The sequence below is a fragment of the Chryseolinea sp. H1M3-3 genome (genome assembly GCF_029360725.1).
Classification (GTDB): Bacteria; Bacteroidota; Bacteroidia; order Cytophagales; family Cyclobacteriaceae; genus Chryseolinea.
Genome location: NZ_JARKMY010000009.1, coordinates 163,817 through 187,201, shown reverse-complemented (window position 1 = coordinate 187,201; position 23,385 = coordinate 163,817). Strand labels below are relative to the sequence as shown.

The window sequence follows — 23,385 nt, the reverse complement described above, 5'->3', positions numbered from 1 at the left end:
CTGGCGCGCAACAGGTTCATTTCGATTGGGCGTAAATGTCTGAACTGTGATTTCTTGGATTAGAACACTGACAGGATTATGTTTTGCGATTGAGGCTCAATGATTTAAATCGATTCAGAGGGAATATTATATTTATTGCACCTCGTTCAATCGGCACACCATAAAATTAAGGCTGCGCATAGCCCCATCGGGGCGACATATCAATAGCGCCGGGTGAAGCCCGGCGTTAGGATTCGTGCAGTGGTAGCGCGCCACAGAAAAATCTAAATCGATCTTCTCATTCTCTGGCGCGCAACAGGTGCGTTTCAATCGGGCGTAAATGTCTCACCCAAAAATTTTAGGTTTAAAAGTTACGCCACGGCTAAACGTTAATCAAACGGGTTGATTACAATGTTGTTATCCACATTACACTCCGGTATATCACCGTCTGGAAAATCATAAAGCGTTATGATGAGATACGGATGGCTTGTGGTATTGCCCCCAACGATGCCACACGAGAAATTTGGGGTATCATATGATTGCCCTGGCGCCAATACTGGTCCGGAAAGGCTATAACCACCGGCGGCAACATCACTGCCACCATAGGCGTTATCTGCCGATGCATAATTTTGCATACCGATTTTTATCAGATTCGCATTTGCCGCACCTACGTTGGTTACTTTAAATGAAACGTTGTAACTAGAGGCACCACTGCTGTTGGCGATCGCAACATCACTGATCACCAATTCTGCTGAACCGCTGCAGATATTGAAGTTACCTGAACTAGTTGCAGTGCTGGTGCCGACTTTTACCGTTATGAGTCCGGTCGTTGCGCCTGACGGAACTGTCACCGTTAATTGATTGGAAGATGCTGCTGTAACGGTCGCTTCAACGCCATTGAATTTTACAATGTTATTAGATTTAGTCGATGAAAAATTCGTTCCGTTTATCGTGATTGAAATACCGGCAGCAGCAATGCCTGGAGAGTAATTGGTTATCGTAGGAGCAGGGACAGTAAAATTACTGGCCGACGTTGTTGTCTTGCTATGGATGGTGACAGTGATTTTTCCAGTAGTTGCATCTGCAGGGACTGTGATGGTAAGTTCCGTTGCCGTCGCTGCCGAGACTGTTGCTGACACACCGTTGATCTTTACGATATTATCTGCAAGCGTTGTGCTGAAATTTGTTCCTGTAATGGTCACGGTAGCTCCGTGCGTGCCAGAGGCGGGCGTAAAAGTCGTAATTGTAGTTGCCAGGACCGGGAAATCGGTTGAAGATGTAGCAGTTTTGCCGCCCAGCGTCACCGTGATTTTACCGCTTGTTGCCGTTTCCGGAACTGTCACCACCAATGCTGTTGAGGTCGCATTTGTCACCGTGGCTTCTGCACCATTGAACTTCACAATGTTTTCTGCTGGCGTCGTGCTAAAATTTGTACCGGATATCGTAACCGTGGTTCCCACCGTGCCAGATGCAGGGGAAAACGTGGCGACCGTGGTTTCTAAGATTGTAAAATCGGTGGCTGAAGTGATGACTTTACCACTCACGCCAATCGAAATTTTGCCTGTTGTTGCTGTTTCGGGAACTGTCACTACGAGTGTTGTCGCGGTGGCGTTTGTTACCACTGCCGCAACCCCATTGAACTTCACAACATTTTCAGAAAGTATAGTGCTAAAATTTGTCCCGGTAATGGTCACGGTAGTCCCGACCGTACCAGATGCAGGCGCAAATCCTGTAAGGTTTGTTTGCAAGACAGTAAAGTCTGTTGATGATGTTGCTGTCTGACCATTGACCTTGACAGTTATTTTTCCCGTTGTTGCCGTTGCAGGAACACTTACCACGAGCTGTGTTGCTGTCGCGGCTGATATTGTTGCTACGACACCATTGAATGCAACCTGATTGTTCGTAGCGGTGGTGCTGAAATTATTGCCCGAGATCGTTACACTCACACCAGGCAATGCGGAGGCTGGTGTAAAACTATTAATGACTGGTACGATCACTTCATTGTCGTCATCACAAGAAAATGTGATCACCGAAAAGCTTGCCACCAACAAAATAATTGATAGCGAACGGAAGGTATTAAAATGCTTCATAACGAAAATTAATGAGTTCAAAAAACGATAAAAATGACACTGCATGGAGTGCATTTTGGTGGCATATCATACATAGAAAGATGAAGTACATAAAACAGCAGTCAGGCTACCTAAAATGAAGTCATACCGCTAGTGAGGTGATCCATTGACGCCAAATGTCTGAACTAGAATTGTCTGGATTTGAAGATTGGTTGGATTATTTTTTTGATTGGTAAGTGCACCGCGTATCATTGGGAAATAGCAATTTACATTGCGCATAGCCCCCGTGGGCGACGTATTGGTAGCCCGGTGGCGCCATATCGATCTTCTCATTCGCTGGCGCACAACCGATGCGTTGCAGTCAGCGCATGTGCATTAAATTAGTTACGGATAAGTTCAAAATGACTTCATTAACACATCTAGTGGAAGATGATCGCCAACGAATTTTCCGTAGTGCGCTACTAGGATCTTTCCATATGGGTCGATCACGAACTCCGCCGGTATCCTATCGAGGTGACCATCCTGTCTCATTGGTTTTGCAAAGAGCTTATTCCCCGCCAATACTTTGCTGAGCAAGCCATTAAATAATCCATTAATTACTTTCAAGACTGAGCGCTCCACTCCATAAAGATGATATAATTTGTTTTGAGGATCGGCTATAAAGTGAAATGGATAGTTATTTTCCCCGAGGTAGGCTTTCATCATTTCTTCCCCAGATTCATAGACCATCAGAACAGTTATCCCCCGTGACTTGAAAAAGTTCGCGTGTTTCAAAAGCTCATGTGTCCTTAGGTTGCATACGGGGCAGCCAACGTTTCTTTCAAAGGTCAGATAAATTTTGTGGTTTCTGAGCTTTTGCAGGTCGGTTTGATTTCCAAAGACATCTTTAGTACTGAATGAAGGAGCAAATTGATTTACGTTTAATCTCATGACTGATATAGTTACAATGCTGGTTATAATACCAGTACGCTATCATCAATCACCCAACCTCCGTAAAACTTTTTTTCCTGGCCTGCTCCAGGCATTTGTATTTTTGATTGTCGAACGTGTGGGAATTCTTATATCCCATTTCCTCCATGAGTTGTTCGCGCGACGCACCGCTTAAAAATGTTTTCGTCAGGAAAATAACACAGTGCCGAGTAAGCCTTTCAAAAATGCGCTGCAACAAATTGCGTTCCGCCAGTTTTTCCTCTTTCTGTTCCCACTCGGTCAATGTCATGTCTTCCAACTCATACTTCAACTCAAACCTGGTTACTCGCCTGGTGTCGCGCAACCGTTTCAGCCAGATGTTATGTGCTATCGCGGTGATATACGTTCTTATGGAAGAAGTAAGTACGAAATCTTTTTTCGGAACTTTTTCTAATAAGACCATAATGGTTTCCTGGAACACGTCTTCAGCATCGGCAGGAGTTCCGTTATTTTGTTTTACAAACTTTTCGATACCAGCATAGTAAAAAGTATATAGCAGTTTGTAAGCCGCATTGTTACGGCTTTGAAGCGCGTTAAGCGTTCGGTCATCATCCATCATACGAAGTACAAATATCTGTTTATTCCTTTCAACATCAAGAAATCACCCGCAGGATTAGATTTATTTTTCCTTACGCGGGCTTCGATCACGCGTCCGCTCAACAACCCCACAACAATGAACTGAATCAAGTGAGCCCAAACCTACAAGCAAATCGTTGATCTCCGCGACAACAACGTGCTGGTTACGTATTTTCTCCAGCCATCTCCGACTGTTTTGTGCAGCCGATCTCATCTCCAATGGTAATCTTATGATAGGCGTGTTTGTCTAAGACCAGCAAATGGAAACATCTATTTTTGTAAAATCAATGCGTTTTGGAACCGCTGCCGCGCATGGGCCTGAATAAACAAGGCTAATTTTTATTTTTAATCAATGCCGCCTTCTAAATTACCGCCATTCTTATCCGCATCTTTTTTCCGATATTAGTCCACGGCGCTTTTTGCCGAATATATCACGATGTGCAGTTTGAAATAGATTGGAAGGAAAGGGTATTGACTTACATAAAAAGACTATCCAAAAATGATAACACAGTTTTCAAATTATTGGAATATACTTCTTCGGATCGGCTATCATTCAAAGATGGATTACGGACAGCAGATGCGGTTGTTTGCACTAAATGCCTTTCTTTTTATATCGATTGTACTAACACTCCTTTTCGTAATTACTTTTGCGTCATTAGGTTCCTATAGCGCCTTGCAAGGCTTATCCGTTATACCGGTCTTGGCACTCATTCTTTATCTTAACTCAAGAGGACGACTCAAACTTGCCGGCTTCCTGGTTATCTATGGTCTTCTAGGATTAATCTTGATACTTGCCCTTCTGGACAGGCGAACAGGAACGGAGTATGTGCTTATCGCGTTGGGCTGTTGCTCCGTTATGGTCTTTGACCGGCTTGTTTCCATTCTTACAGCTTTTATGTCTGCCTTTGCGTGCTACGCTTTCTATGTATGGTATGATGCCACCCATCCTTTTGTACCTGATCCGAATGTCCCTTATATCATCATTCAGAACTCACTCATGTTTCTGTCGGGATTCGGTGTGGTGGCGCAATCCCTTGCGTTTCGGGCATTGGTAAACAAATATGCAGACAGCCTGAGCGTTGCGAATCAGGAAATTAAGTCCGTAAATCAAGCGTTAAAAGCATCTAACGAGGAGCTGCTTACTTTTTCCGAGAACCTGGATTTGCTGGTGAAACAAAAAAGTGCTGAACTACAGGCTTATATGGATGCCATCAACGTTAATCTTTATTCTGCTACCACCGACTGGCAGGGTAACTTTATAAAGATGAATGCACCATTCGTTGAAGCTACAGGGTACGCTGTTGAGGAGTTAGCTGGTCAAAATTTTCTGATCCTGAATTCGGGCCATAGCCAAAGTGAAATCGACGCCTTTTTTGAAACAGTTCATTCTCATCGAACCTGGCGAGGTGAGGTGAAGTGGAAGATGAAGCATGGATCATTCCTATGGGTTGACATGGTGGTGATGCCGGTAAAAGCTCAAAATGAAGCGTCGCCTTACCTGTTAATTTTGGGTTTGTCTATTTCGGAACGGAAGGTGTTGGAAGAAAAAAATCGAAAAGCCGTTAGCGCATTGGAGTCAGTAGCCTTTCGTACATCGCATGAAATAAAAGGTCCGCTTGCCCGCATTATGGGACTCACGAATATATTAGACAGAGGTTTTTTCGATAATAGTGAGATGCCGTATATAACCAGACAATTGGCATATTCGTCCAGGGAGTTGGACATGGCCACTCACGCTTTGACGGTGTTTGTCAACCAATATCCTGGGTTTTCTGAGGACAAGAAGATTATTGATAACGGTCATCTCTGAAGAACGCTGGTACATATTGTCCTGTAAGACACAATCATCCACAAGGGCAACGCTAAATGTGATGTCATTGCGTAAATTGTACACCGAACAATGAACTATGAGAAGAGTAGAAAAAATATCGTCGGGCCGCTATGTTTGCAACCCCGGCATACTTGTAATTTTAATCGTTCTGTGCTCAAGCTTTATTTCCAGCTTTGCACAGACCAAACCTCGCATCATCATTACTGCAGATCCCGAACTAGATGATTCGAATTCACTGATCCGCTTTTTGCTTTATAGTACGGACTACAAGGTAGAGGGACTGATCTATGCCAGCAGCCAGTTTCATTGGACCGGTGATGGCAAGGGAACAAAGTTGTCGGTTCCAGGTCGTGAGTATACACGTTTCGGTTTAAATCTCTGCCCATGCGAATCGTACCGGTGGGCCAAAGATGAACGCTTCATTCACGAAGTCGTTGAGAACTATGAAAAGGTATATGAGAATCTGAAAGTTCACCATCCGAATTATCCGAGCCCCGGAGAGCTGAAATCCAAAATCCGGTTTGGGAACATCGAGTTTGACGGCGACTACTCCAAGGATACACCAGGATCGGATTTAATTAAGTCGCTGATGCTCGATGACAATAATGAACCCTTGTACATCACTGCCTGGGGTGGACAAAGCACCATTGCCCGTGCGCTCAAATCCATTCAGGATCAATATCAGAAAACACCACAGTGGTCATCCATCCGCAAAAAGATTTTGAACAAAGTGATTCTGCTTCCATCCGGAGACCAGGATGATACCTACGCGACATACATCAAACCAATTTGGCCGGAAATTGATTACCGGCAGATGGGCAAAGGTCCTAATTATAGTTATGGTGCGCAGTTACGAGCTACCCCCGAAAATGTCATCTACACAACCGCAGCGTGGATGACGGAACACGTTACCAGCCGGGGACCTCTTGGCGCGTATTATCGTGTTTGGGGCGATGGCAGGCAAATGGTGAAAGGAGATATTTTCGACTACTTTGGATTATCCGGTTATACGAATGAGGAATTGAAGAAGATGGGATACGTTGTGTGGATGCCTGTTCAGGAAAAAGGCTCGTGGTTAGGAGAGGGTGATAATCCTACTTTCATGAACATGCTCGACAATGGATTGCGCGCCTATGAAGATGGCGCATACGGTGGGTGGGGAGGAAAGCAAGTTACACCTGGTGTGGGTATGGGTTTCCCTGATCCATCGCAAAAGGAAACCGGCCCACCTTTTCCAAATTTCTGGCCCGCAGCCCAACGTGATTTCGCAGCCCGCATGAAATGGTCGGTCACACCACGCTATGAAGATGCCAACCATGAGCCTACTGTAAGCATTCAAGGACCGCTTAACATTACTGCGCGCGCAGGACAAAAGATCGGACTCAAAGGAGTTGTCTCCGATCCAGATGGCAATGCTGTGTCGGTGAAATGGTGGCAGTTTAAAGTAGGTACATATCCAGGTGATGTAACAATCACAAATTCTGCATCGCTTTCGGCTGAGGTTGTTGTCCCTGCGGATGCTAAAGTTGGGCAAACAATTCATTTGGTATTGGAAGGGACAGATGATGGCGTTTTGTCGCTGACACGATATCAGCGTATAATTCTAACTGTTGAGAAGTAGTAACATTTAATTCATTGGCGCGGCATGTCCGGGTTATGGCAAGTCGGGATGTTGCTATGCCGAGCGCGGTTATCTTGACGTGATCTTAACTAAGAATTCACTTATTTCTGGCACGCTAACATTGTACCCTTACAGCTACCACGCAACCAGTATTATTCTGTACTGAGCTTCATGCTCGAACGTAAGTCTTCTACTTCGTCCTTTACTTTTTTGTTAATATCAATTCTTGCCCCGGTGAATACAAAAATGACTGTTCCATATTCTCGTGCAAACGAATTTGTGACGGAATCAGCGGCAATCGCAGTTTTAAAAAATGGAGTTGTTTCCTTCAATTCATCTGCCCGTTCTGAACGTTCTTTTACGCGAATGAGATGCGTGTAAGGCGTGTCAAAATCAAACCAGTATAAATAATCGCCTCGGTTGAAACTGCGCGTATGCCTTTCGTTGTATAATAATTGATCGCTCCTGCCTGACCGTAATTATCACAAAGCACCAAAGTTTTTTGAGGGTCACCTATTCGTATATAGGCTTCGTCTACTTTTTTTGCAAGCTCTTTCCATCCTAGCATATCAGCGTAGTCCTGAGGAATTGCATGATCTTTTCCGTCTTCCCATCGAAGTAAACCGAGCCGTCGATATTGTTCTGCATCCTTGGCGATTTCGACAGGCCCTTTATTTGGGAATGCATACTTCCACATCGGAATAAAAAAAAGAACAGGCATGAAAACCAAAATCGGTAGTGCAATCTTCTGCCATCGCACGTTGAGTGCATTTGTCATTGCTGCCGATCCGAAAGCGATGTACAGCGGATAAAGGCCAATCGCGTAATAAGGTTTCGCCTTAAAATATACGAAAACAGTAAGCGTAAAAAAGAAAGACCAAAAGAAAAGCCGATACGGTCTGAATTTTTTGACCATTAATAAGGCAGCCAGCCCCGCGATGATGACGAACCATGAGCCGGTGAAGAATAGCAACTGAGTCTTCAAAAATCCTGATCGCTCCACGTGCACCAAATGTCTTCCCGCAAGTTCTTTCATATGATAAATAACCGGGAAATGATTTTGATATTGCCATATCAGATTAGGAAGAATCAACAGCAACGCCAGGGCTAGCGCAAGGTAAAACTCTTTCCGGGTCAGGATATTTCTATGTTCCGTCAGCAGAATAGCAGGTAAAAGGCCGATCACCAGAAATGCAATGTTATATTTGTTCAGGAATCCAATAGCAAAGACAATCGAACCAAAATAAAGCCATTTAGATTTCTCCGTCGAGATATATTTAATAATCGCAAAGTACAGGGCAGTCCAGCATAACACATCCAGTGAGTTAGGCTGATACAAGGTGTTTAGTCGCAACAGCGATGACAATAGTATACATGTAGCCCCTAAAATCTGCGCCCATATTGTTCCATCGAGCTCCTCAATGGTCTTCCACACAACGACTATCGTGAGTGCACCGAACAAAGCCGGAAAGAATTTGACCCAAATCACAGCATTGCCCAATAGCATTATCAGGTAAGAAATCCAGGAAGTTACAGGTGGAACTGAAAGATACCCCCAGGCTGGATGGTGCGCCTGGTCAAGGTGAAGATACTCATCCCGCTGCAGATCATATTCGGGACTTATCAAAAAAATCTGCAACAAGAACTTAATAAGAACAAAAGCGATTAAAGGCAGGATTCGTATTGCTTTCATCTAGAAATTGTATGGCTACAGTAATCTAATGTTAATTGGTCTTGAACTTAGAAAAGTTTCATATACAACCAGCTGAAAAAAATGACCAACAGCAGTATGAATGGATGATATATGATCACAAGAAATATCATACCGCTTTCTCCAGAACCATCAACATTTGCTATGGATGTATACGCAGATGTCAGTCCGCTGATAACCAAAATATAGGCTACCGAACAACCCAACGAATAAAGAAGATAAAGCCATTGGTGCCCTGCACTCCAAATAAAAATAGCGTTAGTGATAATGAAACAGATATAAAATAATCCAGCCATCGTCCACAATGGTTCTGCCTGTCGCGGACGTACAATGATTAGTACAAGAAGTGTAAGGGATAAAAACGTAGCGAGCTGGCCATAGGGTTTCTGAATAAATTCAATGAAAGTCATTTATATTAATTTTTTATAAATTAATGTCCAATCTCGCCGCTGAAACCTTGAAAATAGGAACATATACCTTATTCACAAAATAAGCGTCTGAAAGGAATTTGGATGATTAAGAGATGAGCATGATTGGCACATTGGCGCCTGGTTGCCTGCGATTGGGAAACCGAAGAACAGAATTTACATGCATTTACATTTCTTTTACAATTCATTTACAAGGAGAAGCAATGCAGTTGTGTAGGTTTGGGTAGGTGAATTTGGTGCTCTTAAATAACAAGAAATTACAAAACCAATAGTTAGCACGTTATCAAAAACAAAAATCAAATAATGATGAGTGATCTTAAAAGAACAATTATGAAGACTGTTTTCCTCGGTGTCTTTATAGTAGCAGGCATCGTCTCTTATGGACAAACCAAAGTCAATAGACTCGAGAAGTTAATAAGTACGTATGCCGAATACGGAAAATTTAATGGATCTGTTCTGGTCGCTGAAAAGGGTAAAGTAATTTACAAAAAAGGTTTTGGGTTAGCTGAAATGGAATGGAATATTCCTAACCAGCCTGACACTAAACATCGGCTAGGTTCTATCACGAAGCAATTTTCGTCCATGTTGATCATGCAATTGGTGGAACAAGGTAAATTGAAATTAGATGTACCCATCTCCACCTATCTTCCCGATTATCCTAAAAAAACAGGTGCTATAATTACTATACATCACCTGCTGACGCATACGTCCGGAATTCCGAACATGACTTCGTTTCCGGGTTTCCTTAAGAACGTCAGCATTAATGCATACACGCCAGAGCAGCTTGTAAATATGTCTGCCGACTCAACGCTGGAATTCAAACCAGGAGAGCGTTTTGCTTACAGCAATTCAGGCTATCTGCTATTGGGTTACATCATTGAAAAAGTAACAGGTAAATCTTATGAGCAGGTATTACGTGAAAATATTTTGACGCCGCTCAAGATGAATAATACCGGATATGATCATCATGAATTGCTGTTGAAAAACAGGGCTAGCGGCTATGAGAAAAATGGAAGGCAGTATGTCAATGCAAAGTTTCTTGACATGTCGGTCCCATATGCTGCCGGAGCAATGTATTCAACAGTCGAAGATCTGTATCTATGGGATCAGGCATTGTATACCAACCAATTGCTTCGGAAGGAAAATATGGAGCTATTGTTTGCCAAACATATTCCGTCGGGTGGGGGCCACTATGGTTATGGTTGGGGTATTGGTGAAATACCCTTAGGTAACACGGCAGCGAAAATTGAAACCGTCGGCCATGGAGGCGGCATAAATGGTTTTAACACTCAGATCACTCGAGTTTTATCGGACAAATCACTCATTGTATTATTGAATAACACCGGAGGAGCGCCTCTCAATGAAATGACGAATGCCATTGCTGCCATCCTTTATGATAAACCATACGACTTGCCGAAACGATCTGTTGCCTATTCGTTGGCAGACAAGATAGAGAAAGACGGAGTTCCAGTAGCGTTAGAATATTATAAAGGCGTCAAAGATGCCGCCGGATATTATCTCAATGAACACGAAATGAACAGAACAGGCTACGAATTTCTTCAGTCGGGGAAAATGAAAGAAGCCGCGGCAATTTTTAAACTCAATACAGAAGCATTTCCTAAATCATCGAATGTTTATGATAGTTATGCTGAAGCACTCATGGCCATGGGAAACAAAACGGAGGCCATTGAAAATTATAAGCAGTCTGTAAAGCTAAATCCAGGCAACGTAAATGGTGTAAAAATCTTAAAAGACAATGGCATCAACACAGATGATCTGATCAAAAAAGTACCTGTTGAATATTTGAAACTACTGGAAGGTGAATACATGAACGTTGACAACAAAGAATGGAAGATCAAGTTTGAGGTAACGGATGGGATATTGTATGGCAACGACAGGGGCTACAAATATAAAGTACTTCCGGTGGGAGGCGAGGGTGAATTTGTCAATCCCGATGATGGCGCATCATTGGTTTTCGATACCAAGGACAAGAAGGCAATAACGATGGTACTTTTTGGAAGGGTCAGGTTTAAGAAGGTTATGTGAGAGAAAAAGGAAATTTTCACATGGGCTAGGGAGGTCATTTTGAATAGGGTAGAAGCAAAAAATTTTTCTGTCTCTCCATTTAATTTTCACAGCAGGCACTTGTCGGGACATGTAACGATTTTATAAATCCTGCATCGGCCAACGAAAACGGTTGGGGCCAGGATTTAATTTTGTAAATTGTTGTATGTTGGAAATGAGGGGGCGTTTGGGACTAGGCTTTTTCTAAAATTATCCCTTACCGTATGTTGTATAAGAGTTTCCTTCCTGGACCGGCCTTACATGAGTTTGTAAGAAACTATACCCTGATCCATTTTCAATTCAATAATCATGAACCTATTCCGCGCAAACAACGATCCCCCAAGCCGGAAGAGAAATTAGTTTTCTATATACAAGGGGGAATCAAGTTATCCAACCTGAAAACCGGATGCACCGAAAAGCCGCCGGTAATTTCTATTTTCAGTCATCAACTCGACCCAAGAATTTTGCAGGTAACGCCCACGTTTTTTGCCTTCATCGTTTTCTTTCGACCCGGTGTTCTACACCGATTGATTCACTTGCCAGTATCAGAGATGTTCGATCAGTTTTGTGATGCCGAATTATTTTTCGGATCGGACATCAGCGTTGTGCGTGAACAACTTGCGGAAGCCGCTGGCCATGCTTCCATGATATCGATCGTGGAAAGATTTCTATTCTCAAAATGCAGAAGCATGAAGGAGAGGAATCCGGTAGATGATATTGCTAATTATTTGCTGGCGGATCCTACCGGTTTTTCATTGGATGCCTTAGCGGACCAGGCCTGCCTAAGTACAAAGCAATTCTACAGAAGGTTTAAGGAACGCATAGGCACAAGTCCCAAATTGTTTAGCAGACTATCGCGCTTCAATCATGCCTACCGATACAAGATTGTTTACCCGGATGTTCCGTGGTCATCCATTGCCCAACAATTCCAGTACACGGACTACCATCACCTCGAAAAGGAATTCAAAGAGTTTGCTGGTCAGACGCCAAAGGAATGGGTAGATACACACATGGCATCTCCGGAAAGAATTCTGAAGCTCCGGTAACAAGTTAGTAAAAAAGTCCATTTTTTACCCAATCTTCAATCTCCTCCGATAGAACTTTGATGACTGGAAAATGAAAGTCGAAGGCCATAAATAAGTGCCTTAACGTTCGTGTTTCAAACCATCATTAACCAATTATTTAATTTATGAAAACTGTACACATTATTATACTCATTGGTGTAAGCTTTACCAGAATGGCTTCCGCTCAAGATCCTAGAGAAGCGGAAATCAGGCGACTAGACAACTTGGAGCGGGTGTCAGTATTGAAAGGAGATTCAGCAGCACTGTTCGACAAAATTTGGTCGCCCACCATGATCATTAATACGCCTGCCAACGTGGTGGGAACGGTAGAAGGAACAAAAGCACACTTCAGGGCTGGCGGCCTTAACTATCTCTCCTTTGAACGGACCATAGAAAAAATTGTGATTCACGATAATGTAGCTGTCGTGATGGGTGGTGAAGTAATAAAACCTCAGGGTAAACAAGCCAATGCCGGCAAAACGGTTACCCGTAGGTTTACACATGTCTGGCTATTAAAGAATAATTCATGGAGCATTATAGGTCGGCAGGCAACCATTATAAAAGTCGAATGAATTTCACTTTAACGCAAATAAGGTAGCAAACATAATGCGCGTACAACCATCGCTAAGCGTATTGGTTTTAAGTCCTACAGTAGTCAAACGGTTGTAAGACATTTAGCGATGTAGCAGGCAACGTCAGTCACGAGAATGTCCTTACACCTAATCCTTTTTTGCTGGTATTCTTATTTTATATTTTTTCCCTTCTGTTAATACAAGCTTGTAGTCGGTGTTTTGAATCCAGGGATTATGTTCTTTTAATGTTTGGTAACTGACTCCTAACGATTTTGCGAACGTCGGTAGATCTTCAATGGATTTGTCTATAACGATAGTTTTATACGCAACCGGCTGGTAATAATCAGAAGGGGAAAGATTATAGCCATATTTTTCCGGAGCTTCAATAATCAGCTTTAGGGCAAGAATCCGAAATACATACCGAGCTGTTTCTTCGTTCAGGTAAAGCTGGTAATAGTTCTTGGTGTTTTGACCCTTTATCGCATTTTCAATTCCTTTAGATCCTCGATTAAAGGCTGCAGCTGCTAATGTCCACGAACCAAACTTTTTGTATGCACGTTTCAAAAACTCGGATGCGGCCCGGGTTGATTTTTCAGCATCTCTTCTTTCATCCACATAAGCCGAAATTTCAAGACTGTATTCTTTTGCAGTACTTTCCGTAAAGTGCCAAAATCCTGCAGCTCCTGCGCCTGAGCGAGACATAGGATCTAACTCACTCTCAATAACGGCCAGATAAAAGAATTCTTGGGGTACCATTGCGCTATCGAGCATTGCCTGAAGATAAGATTTCCATCGGCCACTTTCTTTTAATATAAGAATGGTGGAAGCGTGCTTATACATATTTATAATAAGTTCCTTTTCCAGTCTTTCCTTTATATACGGATCATCCAACGGAACAGGCTCACCGCAAAAAGTCAATTTGATTGGGATTTCCGGTAAGGATATTTGTGCGTTTACATATTGCATCAAAAAAGATAATACAACGACGATAACTGAAAATATTAGTTTGGATACCCTGTTTAGATAATGCATGCTTTAATTGATTGGATAAATTGAATCTATCAAAATTACAGGCGCTGCGCCGGGCAAGTTATATAATGTCGGCCGTGGTGAAATTTTTTTGAAGTTTTTGTGTGGTAGCTTTTCAAACTCAATCTCGTTGTTTACAACCAGTTTGCGCAACGATACTCTTTGCGCAGGCTTAGGCTGTGCGTTGCTGCTGTGAAGGATTATTACCAATTTTCAATTTGTAGAGTTTCAATACTATTAAAGTGCTTGTCCCGGGTCACTAGGGTCAATCCATGCTGGTGAGCGAGGGCACCGATCCAAATATCATTTTCCGGAATTGGCGTGCCCTTGGCTTTTAATTGACTTTTCATAGTGGATTGTTCTGCACCATAAAAAAGTTCTCCTAAAAAAATACTGGGAATAAAAATGCTGGAAGGCTGAGTTTTAATTTTTTCAATAATTGAGGATTCATTTGCGAAAAGGCCGATAACAATGTTGGTATCGAGCAGATAATTCTTACCACTCATTCTTATCTATGTTTTCACAACCAGCTTCGATAGCTTCGCTCATTTCCCGAATATCTTTAGGGTCAATGCTACCGGCTAATTGTAAAAGTTCCTGGTTGGTATTCTTAGTCCTTTTCAAGAGAGATTTAGCATAAGCCAAGACTTTGCTTTGTTGCTCTTTGCTGAGCAGCGTTAGATTTTTGAAAAATTCGTTTTCGAAGGCTTTGGACAGCATTTTATTTAAATAAGGCTCTTAAAGATACAATTTTAGCTCGAATTTGGTTCTCAAATAATCACTACAAATGAGGCTAGTAGGCGGTATTCGGATAAAAAGTGCGCTGCCAAGCGCGAGGGAAGTGTGCAGCTATACACTGGGTGTTGCTGCAGCACTGGCAAAGCAATAGGGGTAGAAGCGTAGCCACGCTGTCGCTGACCGCGTGCGCTAAAGTTACAGGCGGCGGCGCAAGCTTTCGCGTAAGCAACCAAAGTGCGCTGGCAGGAGCGAGGCCGGCTTGTAGCGGATAGCCCGGGCCGGAGGCGTTGCCCAAGCCAAAACACACTTTAGAATGGACGCTATGAAACGATCATCTTAAAGTCCATCGTTGATGGTCCATGGCAGTGAGTGCAACGCCGGCGAGAGCCTACAAAACGAGATGCCCTTCCTGACATCGCTTTTAATTTATTATGAGATCTACTTTAAATCCCCGACCTGCTCCCAGTTTTCAAGCTAGCGTTGCCAAATGTCGGCGTCCCACCACTGCTCAGGGCATCGGTTTTAAGTTTCAGCATAGTCAAACCGTTGTAAGATGTCTAACAGGGTAGCAGGCAAACATTGTCGGCACAATTGAGCCGCGCACTTTCCTACTCACAACAGGCTTTAGGAGGGAAGGAGGCGCGACTTGCAACGTGGCGATGCTTGGGAGTCCGATCAGAATTCTGGAGATGGGGGAACAAATATTAAATATGCATTCGGCAAGTCGAAATCTACCATCGTCCAACAAAACTATCTCAATGATTTTGAAACCATTTCACCACTTATCAAGTGTTTTTTTCGATGTAACGCGCGTACTAATTTTTGATATTTTTTTTGCCTTATATTTAGAACTTGTTCCTATTAGGCAGGAGCGCGATTACGGCAGCGCTCACACCTGACTGAATAAACAATCACTAGTAACTATGACTAAGAAACGAATATTTTTTACTGGAGGATCGGGAAAAGCAGGAAGACACGTGATACCTTACCTGCTCGACCAGGGACACCGCGTGATGAATGTAGACCTTGTGCCCTTGAATTACCCAGGCGTAAATAACCTGATCGCGGACATTACGGATTCCGGACAAATGTTTAATGCCATGAGCTCGTATGCCGGGTTAGGTGAGTTGGAGTCAGGCAATGGCGTACCCGCGTTCGATGCTGTCGTCCATTTTGCTGCCGTGCCCAGGATCCTGATCAGACCGGATAATGAAACGTTTCGGGTCAACACCATCGGCACCTACAATGTGATCGAAGCCGCTGTTAAACTTGGCATTAAGAAGATCATCATTGCTTCGTCTGAGACTACCTATGGTATCTGTTTTTCGGATGGCCAAACCAACCCTAAAGCGTTGCCGTTGGAAGAGGACTATGATGTTGATCCCATGGATAGCTATGGACTATCGAAAGTCGTCAATGAGAAAACGGCGCGGAGCTTCCAGCGACGGTCCGGCGTTGATATCTATGCCCTTCGAATCGGAAACGTGATTGAACCTCACGAATACAGCGAACTGTTTCCGCATTATTTCAAACATCCCGAAGTGCGCCGCAGGAATGCGTTTTGTTATATCGATGCGCGTGATCTTGGGCAGATCGTCGATCTATGCTTGAAAAAAGACGGCCTTGGCTACCAAGTCTTCAATGCTGGAAACAACACCAATGGCGCGATCATTCCCAGCAAAGACCTGGCGGAACAGTTTTTCCCTGGCGTTCCAGTGACCCGCGACTTGGAAGAGCATGAAGCCTTATTTTCCAATCGCAAAATCCGTGAAGTGTTAGGGTTCAGGGAGCAGCATAACTGGAGGAAGTATGTGAAAGAGAAGTGAGCAGGTGTTTGCGCCATCTCCTGAACGATCCGTTTTGCATTCAATCTGAATTTCAACATGAAAACTCCAGGCTGACTTTTGCCTGGTTCGAGTCTTCCAACGTGGGTAGCAGCGATGGCGTGACTCGGACCCAACATGCTTCGCGATTACGGGCCAGACATTGACTCGGCTTTATCATGTTCTCAGTTTAAAATTGACGTTACAAAATCCCACTGCATATTTCGAATTTACCCGGGCGATTTTTTTAAGCGGATACATTCTATGCTATTGTTTTTAGGCGGACAGTTAATCGGCAGGATTTCGCCAAGCCAGGACATATATAACCAACGCTAAGGGTATTGCTTTCCGATTCAGGATAGTCAAACCGTTGTAAGACATCTAACGCGTAGCAGTCAACGTCAGTCAAGAAGATCGTCAGAAGGGTGGGTACGGCCTGTCAAGGTTTTTCCGGATCGGACACTTTTAATGTATCAACCTGTATAGCTCCAGCCGGACTATTTCTTTAACTGTAAAGCCCTGGCCGGATTAACTTAGACTGTAAAGGTTTTCTGTACCAGACAAGCATTTAATAAGTATGCGTTGAGCTTCGGTCATCCTTCGGTCAACGTTCGGTCAACTATCGGAAAATCGGCTTTTTTCCGTAGCTACACCCTGTTTTCACCGGAATTACAGCGTTTCTCCGAGCTACCTCATCTAACCGACGCCTTACCCGATGCTTATGTAAAAGGCGTTTGTTTAACATTAAATGGAACTGCTAAATTTGTTTCTGATCAATTGCGAAAATAGTTGATCATCAGCAGCGCACTTTCCTACGCGTAGCGCCAGCACAGATAATTATGCAATCCAAAACGAAAGGCTGTATAAACCTGAGCCGCTGGACACAAGCATTTTTTTCCATATCTTAAAAGCATGAAATCCAAGCGTAATCTATGAAAGCAGTTCGTGTTCTTGCAGGCACCAAGAAAGGCGCATTTATCATAACTTCAAACGCCCAGCGTTCAAGCTGGACCGTCGACGGGCCTTTCTTTGGCGGATGGGAAATTTATCACATGAAAGGATCTCCCGTCGATCCAAACCGAATCTATGCCTCGCAAAGCAGTGGCTGGTTTGGGCAAATCATTCAGCGTTCCGACGACGGCGGCAAGACCTGGTTCCAGCCCGGATTCAAGGATGGCGAACCTACTACGGCGCCTGACGGTATGCCGGCAACAGAAAGTAATCGGTTTGCCTATGATACTTCTGACAAAAAAGGCAAGCCGCTGACCACGCACCAGTGGTATGATGGCACGCAGCATCCTTGGGAGTTCAAGCGCGTGTGGCATTTAGAGCCTTCGTTAACAGACCCGGACACAGTCTATGCCGGTGTCGAAGATGCTGCGCTTTTCAAGTCGACCGATGGTGGCAAGAGCTGGAAAGAATTATCAGCACTGCGCGGGCATCCAACAGGAGCGAAGTGGCAGCCAGGTGCCGGCGGTATGGCGGTACACACCATTATCCTGGACAAGGCAAATCCCGGAAGAATATATGTGGCAATATCTGCGGCCGGTGTATTTCGATCCGACGATGACGGCGAGACGTGGAAGCCAATCAACCAGGGATTGTCGTCGAACTATATTCCTGATCCACACGCTGAAGTTGGTCACTGTGTTCACCGCATCGCCATGCATCCGGCAAAGCCGGACGTATTGTTCATGCAAAAACATTGGGATGTGATGCGTACCGATAATGCCGGCGAATTATGGACGGAAGTCAGTGGCAATCTGCCATCCGATTTTGGCTTCGTCGTCGACGTGCATGCACAGGAGCCCAACACGGTGTACGTGATTCCGATCAAAAGCGACTCCGAGCATTTTCCGCCGGAAGGCAAATTGCGGGTATACCGCAGTCGCACGGGCGGCAATACCTGGGAAGCACTCACGCAGGGTCTCCCACAAGAAAATTGTTATGTAAATGTCTTGCGCGACGCCATGGCTGTCGACACGCTGAATCCATGTGGCATCTATTTCGGTACCACAGGCGGACAAATTTATGCGTCACCCGATGGAGGCGACAACTGGACGGCTATCGTTCAAAACCTTCCCGCAGTGTACTCGGTGGAGGTACAAGCCTTGCCATGATACGTGTAATACTTCCATATCATCTTCGTAACCTCGCCAGGGTGCAATCGGAAATTCAGGTTGACGTGCCCGAATCAGCGACTGTCGATGCATTACTCGATGCGGTCGAGGCGCGTTACCCAATGCTCAAAGGAACCATCCGCGAACACGACACTAAAAAGCGCCGGGCTTTTGTCCGGTTTTTTGCCTGCGGCGACGACTACTCGATGTCCGACAACAGCACGGTGCTTCCTGAAAAGGTTTTGAATGGGAGGGAACCGTTTTTGATTGTGGGGGCAATAGCAGGTGGGTAGATGCTGACAGTTAAGTGGTCCATAGCTGTCGCATTGTGTTTGGTTCGAAGTCTTCCAACATTGGTAGGAGCGGTGGCGAGACTCGGACTCATCATGTGCTCAGTTTTTCAAACCGGCGTTGCAAATTCCGGCAGCATTTCCGCCGGCCATGTCGCACATCCAATCACCGCTCTGGGCATCGGTTTCTAAATTTGAGGATAGTGAAACCGTTGTAAGATATCTAAGGATATAAGCCGGCAACGTCAAGCCTATGAGGCTGACGGCATGGTAGGCACAACTGAGGAGATAGTTTAATTATCGGGACATCATAAATATCAACGTTGAGCTTCATTGTTTTTAATTATTATTCAGAACAAAAGTGATTAATAATCATGATCATAACTATTTAATTATCACTATTATAATATCATTTACTTAAAATATTTAACGATTTAATAAAATTAAGAATTGATTAAATTATAATTTTATCTTTCGCGATGCGAACTGAAGGTATGAAAGAGTATTCCAATTTTACCGATAGCCTTGACGATTTCCTGAAATCATTTAAGTCAGGTAATAACGAAAGCTGGAGGTCCCAGGCATGTAAATTGGTTGATGGCTTAGCGTCCGAAGAATTAAGAAGGCTAGTAAGTATAGAAGCCAGGAGGGATTTTGGAGCATTCTTTACCGAAAGTGCGCTTGCAGAAAAAGTGCTAAGGCATTCTAAATTTAGGTTGAGCAGAGGTTCATTTTGTTATGATCCAGCCTGTGGGGCCGGAAATCTTCTAATCGCAATTGTCAATGTCATAAACCAAACTAAGTTTAAATTTTCTATTACAGATAAGGTATACGGAACAGATATTCATAACGAATTTGTAAATGCCACGCGTTTACGGTTGGCAATCAATCACCTGCTCAGAAACGATTCAGAATTCGACAACGCCCAACTCCACCGACAAATATGTGTTGCGGATGGATTAATCAACAATAAGTTTTATGAACAGGCTACACATGTTTTTGTGAATCCACCCTATAATGTCGCTGACGCGAATGAAAGCTTAACTTGGTCAAAGGGAAAGGTTTCTCAGGCAGCCGTTTTCATGGACAAGATTATAGAATTCATAAGTCCTGGAACTGCGATAACTGCGATTCTTCCAGATGTTCTTAGGAGCGGATCTCGATATGAAAAATGGCGCGCCATTGTAAATAAAACCTGCAGAATTGAAGGCTTAGAACTCCTAGGGCAATTTGATAAATACGCTGACGTGGATGTTTTCGCTATCAATCTTGTTAAAAGAAAAAAAGCATTAAGCTTGAGCGTCCCAACTCTGCTAGAGCAAGGTGCCAACGTTGAGCCCGAGATAATGGAATCATCTTTTGATGTTTGCGTTGGTCCTGTAGTTGACAACCGTGATCCTCGCAAGGGACAGTCGTTAGGGTATCTGGTGAGTAAAAAACTTAAAGACTGGAGTGAAATAAACTCGTTGAATCTTAAAAGGAGACATTCTGGAAGATCTTTTAAAAGCCCTTTCGTAGTTATAAAGCGAACATCAAGATTGGGGGACAGACATAGGGCTGCGGCTGTCATTGTCAATGTTCCAGATCCTATCTATGTGGATAATCACTTGATAGTTGTAAAACCAAAATCTGGAAGGTTGAATGACTGTAAGCAACTACTGAAAATTCTTAAAGATAACCGAACAAATAATTGGCTGAATCAGCAAATTAGGTGTCGACACTTAACTGTTAAAATTTTATCCAAATTACCCTTATGGCGGTAAAAGCAGGAACGACTGAGGCGCAAATTAGGTTTTCCACGCAAATCATCAGGCGGTTGGGCGAGGAACTCAATCCGAGTATAGATCAAAGCATACTTGAACTTGTTAAAAATTCTTATGACGCAGATGCAAAGTCGTGCACCGTTGAACTATATTCAATAACAGAAATTGGTGGGACAATTAAAATTAAAGATGATGGAAAAGGAATGGATGAGGGCGACATCATTAATGGTTGGCTTGTACTAGGTGAGTCATCTAAGTCTAATGTTGGAAGAACAGAATTAAACAGGATCCCAGCAGGCAACAAAGGTCTCGGGCGCCTAGCGGCTCTTAGAATGGGCCATGTAGCAGCTTTAGAAAGCGTCCCCAAAAATTTGCCAGAAGCTCGATATCAACTTGAAATTAATTGGGATGAATTTGATCGAGCAAAATTAGTCGAGGACGTTTTTCTTGACGTTACGCGCTCCCCAACGGGAAAAAAGATCCTACCTGGGACTACTATAACAATAAAAAATTTAAAGACTCGGATAGGTGAACGGGAGGCTAAGAAGATAGCTCGGGGTTTGATTCTGTTAGCGGATCCATTTGAAGATGATCCGAATGGTTTTAAACCAATACTAAAATCAAAGGAGTTCCAAGACATGGAGCGCTTGGTGTCAAGAAGGTACTTCGATGATGCTGAATATCATTTGTCTGCGACAGTAGACAATACTGGTTTCGCAAAGGCGGCTGTTTTGGATTATCGCGGACAGGTAATTTTTGAAGCACCACATAAAGAAATTGCAAGAAGAAGAAATGGTCAGAAGTATGGTTGCCCTGCAACCACCTTTGACTTATGGGTATTTCTTTTGAATTCAACTTCGTTTAGTGGAAGACACACATCAATTGGGGAGGTGAGGGAATGGCTAACTGAGTTTGGCGGAGTTCATCTTTACGAAAATGGTCTCAGGGTTAACCCTTATGGCAATGCAGGGAACGATTGGCTTGACATGAATCTATCAAGAGCCAAGAGTCCCGAAGAACGCCCTTCGACGAATACCTCTATTGGAGTTGTGAAAGTTAAAGATTCAAAGGGGTTGCTTTCGCAAAAAACCGACAGATCTGGTTTTATAGAAAATGACGTCTTTCATGAAATTAGAAGTTTTTGCCAGGATGCTTTAGACTGGATGGCAAAGCGGAGAATTGAGGTCGCCGAACAAAAACGAAGGAATACAAGAGAAACCGCTAATACCGCCGCTGGCAACACTAAGGTTACATTGCAACAAGCAATTAAAAAACTTTCACGGAAAAATAGGAAGGAGCTTGAAAAGGCTTTCGCTAAATTTGAAAAAGCGCAAGAAAACCAACTAACTTCTCTTCGCTCAGAGGTTCAATTATACCGTACGCTGAGCACAGCAGGCATCACAGCTGCAACTTTTTCACATGAATCGCGGGGGAATCCATTAAAGGCAATTACCCAAGCTATAAAATCAATTGAAAGACGAACGAAAGAACATCTGAAATCAAAATATGAGGAGCTTTTTGAAAAACCTGTTCAAAGCATTTTACGAGCTGTAAGCTCATTAGCTGTTCTCGGAAGTGCCACGTTAAAAATATTATCGCATGAAAAAAGAAGGGTAACAAGGGTAGAAATTCATGAAGTAATTTCTAATGTTCTAGAAACATTTCAACCATTTACTGATGGTCGCGACATCATATTAAAAACGGAACTAACTCCAGGCAAACCATACATGCGATCAAGTGAAGCAGCAATAGAATCAATATTGACAAATCTCCTTAACAACAGCTTGGTAGCACTTGAGAATTCAGTGAGTAAAAGTCGCGAGATATTGATACAGACTTTTGTAGAACAAAGCACTCTTTCATTAACAGTTGCAGATAACGGACCTGGGATTGTAGGAATAGATGTAAACGATATTTGGTTGCCAGGAGAAACCACTAACCCCAATGGGACTGGATTAGGTTTAACTATTGTAAGAGATGCTGTCCATGACCTCGGCGGAACTGTAAGTGCTATGGCGCATGGACAGTTGGGCGGGGCAGAAATAATCGTTGAATTACCAATCATTGGAAAATAATGGCAGTCACAATTGACAATGTTACTATTAGCAAAGTTTGTGTCATCGATGATGATGAAACAAGCAGGGAGACAATGCAATTGACTGTAGAGGACACAAAGCTTGTCCCAATTTCGCAGTCAGATTCTGTATTTGATCTAGAAGCATATCTTTCCCAACTAAGATCAAAAGCAGATGCTATCGTAACTGATCATCACCTGCGGAAAAGGAAAAATTACTTTCCAGTAAATGGAGCTAACTTTGTTTATAGATGCTATGATCAAAAGATTCCGTCAGTTCTTGTCACGCGATATGAACAAGCGGATATTGACGAAATAAGAAAATTTAGAAACAAAATCCCCACCATACTAACACCAGCTGAATTCACACCTGACTCCCTTTTGATGGGGCTAGAGACTTGCATTAGAGAATTCAATGGTGTTTTAACCCCAATCCGTAAATCCTGGAGAACCTTAGTTCGTGTTGATGATGTAAGTACAAAATCAAATTTTTTTGTTGTTATCCCGGCTTGGAATAAGAATGAAATGATTTCTTTAAATAAAAATGATTTACCAGAAGTGTTGAGAGAAATGATCAAACCAGATATGAGGTTGCATGCAAATGTAAACATTGGGGCTGAACATGCAAATGAATTATTTTTTACCGACTGGGAAGTAAAATAGC

The 23,385-nt window shown here is 43.3% G+C and carries 19 protein-coding genes; 11 read left to right on the top strand and 8 right to left on the bottom strand.

Translation table 11 applies throughout. The features are described from left to right. Positions 1-368 precede the first annotated feature (368 nt). The 3 genes from P2W71_RS15505 to P2W71_RS15495 form a co-directional block, all read right to left on the bottom strand. The gene (locus tag P2W71_RS15505) at positions 369-2,069 is read right to left on the bottom strand and encodes an IPT/TIG domain-containing protein (protein WP_276372187.1); all 1,701 of its coding nucleotides are present in this window, start codon (positions 2,067-2,069) and stop codon (positions 369-371) included. A 375-nt stretch (positions 2,070-2,444) separates the two neighbouring features. Next, positions 2,445-2,978, bottom strand: a complete 534-nt coding sequence (locus P2W71_RS15500) for a peroxiredoxin-like family protein (protein ID WP_276372186.1) — start codon at positions 2,976-2,978, stop codon at positions 2,445-2,447. 49 nt (positions 2,979-3,027) lie between these two features. Beyond that, positions 3,028-3,576: a sigma-70 family RNA polymerase sigma factor gene (locus P2W71_RS15495; protein WP_276372185.1), complete on the bottom strand. Its 549-nt coding sequence runs from the start codon at positions 3,574-3,576 to the stop codon at positions 3,028-3,030. A 516-nt stretch (positions 3,577-4,092) separates the two neighbouring features. Here P2W71_RS15495 and P2W71_RS15490 point away from each other — a divergent pair. After that, positions 4,093-5,403 carry a PAS domain S-box protein gene (locus tag P2W71_RS15490; RefSeq protein WP_276372184.1) on the top strand — a complete coding sequence of 437 codons (1,311 nt, stop codon included), beginning with the start codon at positions 4,093-4,095 and terminating at the stop codon, positions 5,401-5,403. A gap of 97 nt (positions 5,404-5,500) precedes the next feature. Beyond that, entirely contained in the window at positions 5,501-7,045 is a 1,545-nt protein-coding gene (locus P2W71_RS15485; protein WP_276372183.1) for a nucleoside hydrolase-like domain-containing protein, read from the top strand. Between the two features lie 358 nt (positions 7,046-7,403). Here the strand turns inward: P2W71_RS15485 and P2W71_RS15480 are convergent, their stop codons facing one another. Further along, entirely contained in the window at positions 7,404-8,738 is a 1,335-nt protein-coding gene (locus tag P2W71_RS15480) for a glycosyltransferase family 39 protein (RefSeq protein ID WP_276372182.1), read from the bottom strand. 47 nt (positions 8,739-8,785) lie between these two features. Next, positions 8,786-9,166, bottom strand: a complete 381-nt coding sequence (locus P2W71_RS15475; protein WP_276372181.1) for a hypothetical protein — start codon at positions 9,164-9,166, stop codon at positions 8,786-8,788. A gap of 348 nt (positions 9,167-9,514) precedes the next feature. On the opposite strand from P2W71_RS15475, the gene P2W71_RS15470 reads away from it, so the two are divergent. The 3 genes from P2W71_RS15470 (at position 9,515) to P2W71_RS15460 (ending at position 12,884) form a co-directional block, all read left to right on the top strand. Continuing rightward, a complete protein-coding gene (locus P2W71_RS15470; RefSeq protein ID WP_276372180.1) occupies positions 9,515-11,230 on the top strand; it encodes a serine hydrolase in 1,716 nt (571 codons plus the stop codon). 242 nt (positions 11,231-11,472) lie between these two features. Further along, the gene (locus P2W71_RS15465; protein ID WP_276372179.1) at positions 11,473-12,294 is read left to right on the top strand and encodes a helix-turn-helix domain-containing protein; all 822 of its coding nucleotides are present in this window, start codon (positions 11,473-11,475) and stop codon (positions 12,292-12,294) included. A 143-nt stretch (positions 12,295-12,437) separates the two neighbouring features. Further along, entirely contained in the window at positions 12,438-12,884 is a 447-nt protein-coding gene (locus P2W71_RS15460; protein ID WP_276372178.1) for a nuclear transport factor 2 family protein, read from the top strand. A gap of 147 nt (positions 12,885-13,031) precedes the next feature. Here the strand turns inward: P2W71_RS15460 and P2W71_RS15455 are convergent, their stop codons facing one another. From P2W71_RS15455 to P2W71_RS15445, 3 genes are all read right to left on the bottom strand, one after another. Next, positions 13,032-13,916 carry a lytic transglycosylase domain-containing protein gene (locus tag P2W71_RS15455; RefSeq protein WP_276372177.1) on the bottom strand — a complete coding sequence of 295 codons (885 nt, stop codon included), beginning with the start codon at positions 13,914-13,916 and terminating at the stop codon, positions 13,032-13,034. 200 nt (positions 13,917-14,116) lie between these two features. Then, complete coding sequence (locus P2W71_RS15450) at positions 14,117-14,419, bottom strand: PIN domain-containing protein (protein ID WP_276372175.1); 303 nt, start codon at positions 14,417-14,419, stop codon at positions 14,117-14,119. Beyond that, the gene (locus P2W71_RS15445; RefSeq protein WP_276372174.1) at positions 14,409-14,633 is read right to left on the bottom strand and encodes a hypothetical protein; all 225 of its coding nucleotides are present in this window, start codon (positions 14,631-14,633) and stop codon (positions 14,409-14,411) included. The genes P2W71_RS15450 and P2W71_RS15445 overlap by 11 nt, the downstream gene beginning before the upstream one ends. A gap of 941 nt (positions 14,634-15,574) precedes the next feature. On the opposite strand from P2W71_RS15445, the gene P2W71_RS15440 reads away from it, so the two are divergent. The 6 genes from P2W71_RS15440 (at position 15,575) to P2W71_RS15415 (ending at position 23,384) form a co-directional block, all read left to right on the top strand. Next, positions 15,575-16,477, top strand: coding sequence for an NAD(P)-dependent oxidoreductase (locus P2W71_RS15440; protein ID WP_276372173.1), 903 nt, complete (start codon positions 15,575-15,577; stop codon positions 16,475-16,477). Between the two features lie 929 nt (positions 16,478-17,406). Next, complete coding sequence (locus tag P2W71_RS15435) at positions 17,407-18,594, top strand: sialidase family protein (protein WP_276372172.1); 1,188 nt, start codon at positions 17,407-17,409, stop codon at positions 18,592-18,594. Continuing rightward, positions 18,591-18,887 carry a MoaD/ThiS family protein gene (locus tag P2W71_RS15430; RefSeq protein WP_276372171.1) on the top strand — a complete coding sequence of 99 codons (297 nt, stop codon included), beginning with the start codon at positions 18,591-18,593 and terminating at the stop codon, positions 18,885-18,887. The genes P2W71_RS15435 and P2W71_RS15430 overlap by 4 nt, the downstream gene beginning before the upstream one ends. Before the next feature lie 491 nt (positions 18,888-19,378). Then, positions 19,379-20,647 (top strand): N-6 DNA methylase, encoded by a 1,269-nt coding sequence (locus P2W71_RS15425; RefSeq protein WP_276372170.1) that lies wholly within the window; start codon positions 19,379-19,381, stop codon positions 20,645-20,647. Then, on the top strand, positions 20,638-22,722 hold the full coding sequence (locus tag P2W71_RS15420; RefSeq protein ID WP_276372169.1) for a sensor histidine kinase: 2,085 nt from the start codon (positions 20,638-20,640) through the stop codon (positions 22,720-22,722). Before P2W71_RS15425 ends, P2W71_RS15420 begins: the two co-directional genes overlap by 10 nt. Continuing rightward, a complete protein-coding gene (locus P2W71_RS15415) occupies positions 22,722-23,384 on the top strand; it encodes a hypothetical protein (protein WP_276372168.1) in 663 nt (220 codons plus the stop codon). Before P2W71_RS15420 ends, P2W71_RS15415 begins: the two co-directional genes overlap by 1 nt. Position 23,385 lies beyond the last annotated feature (1 nt).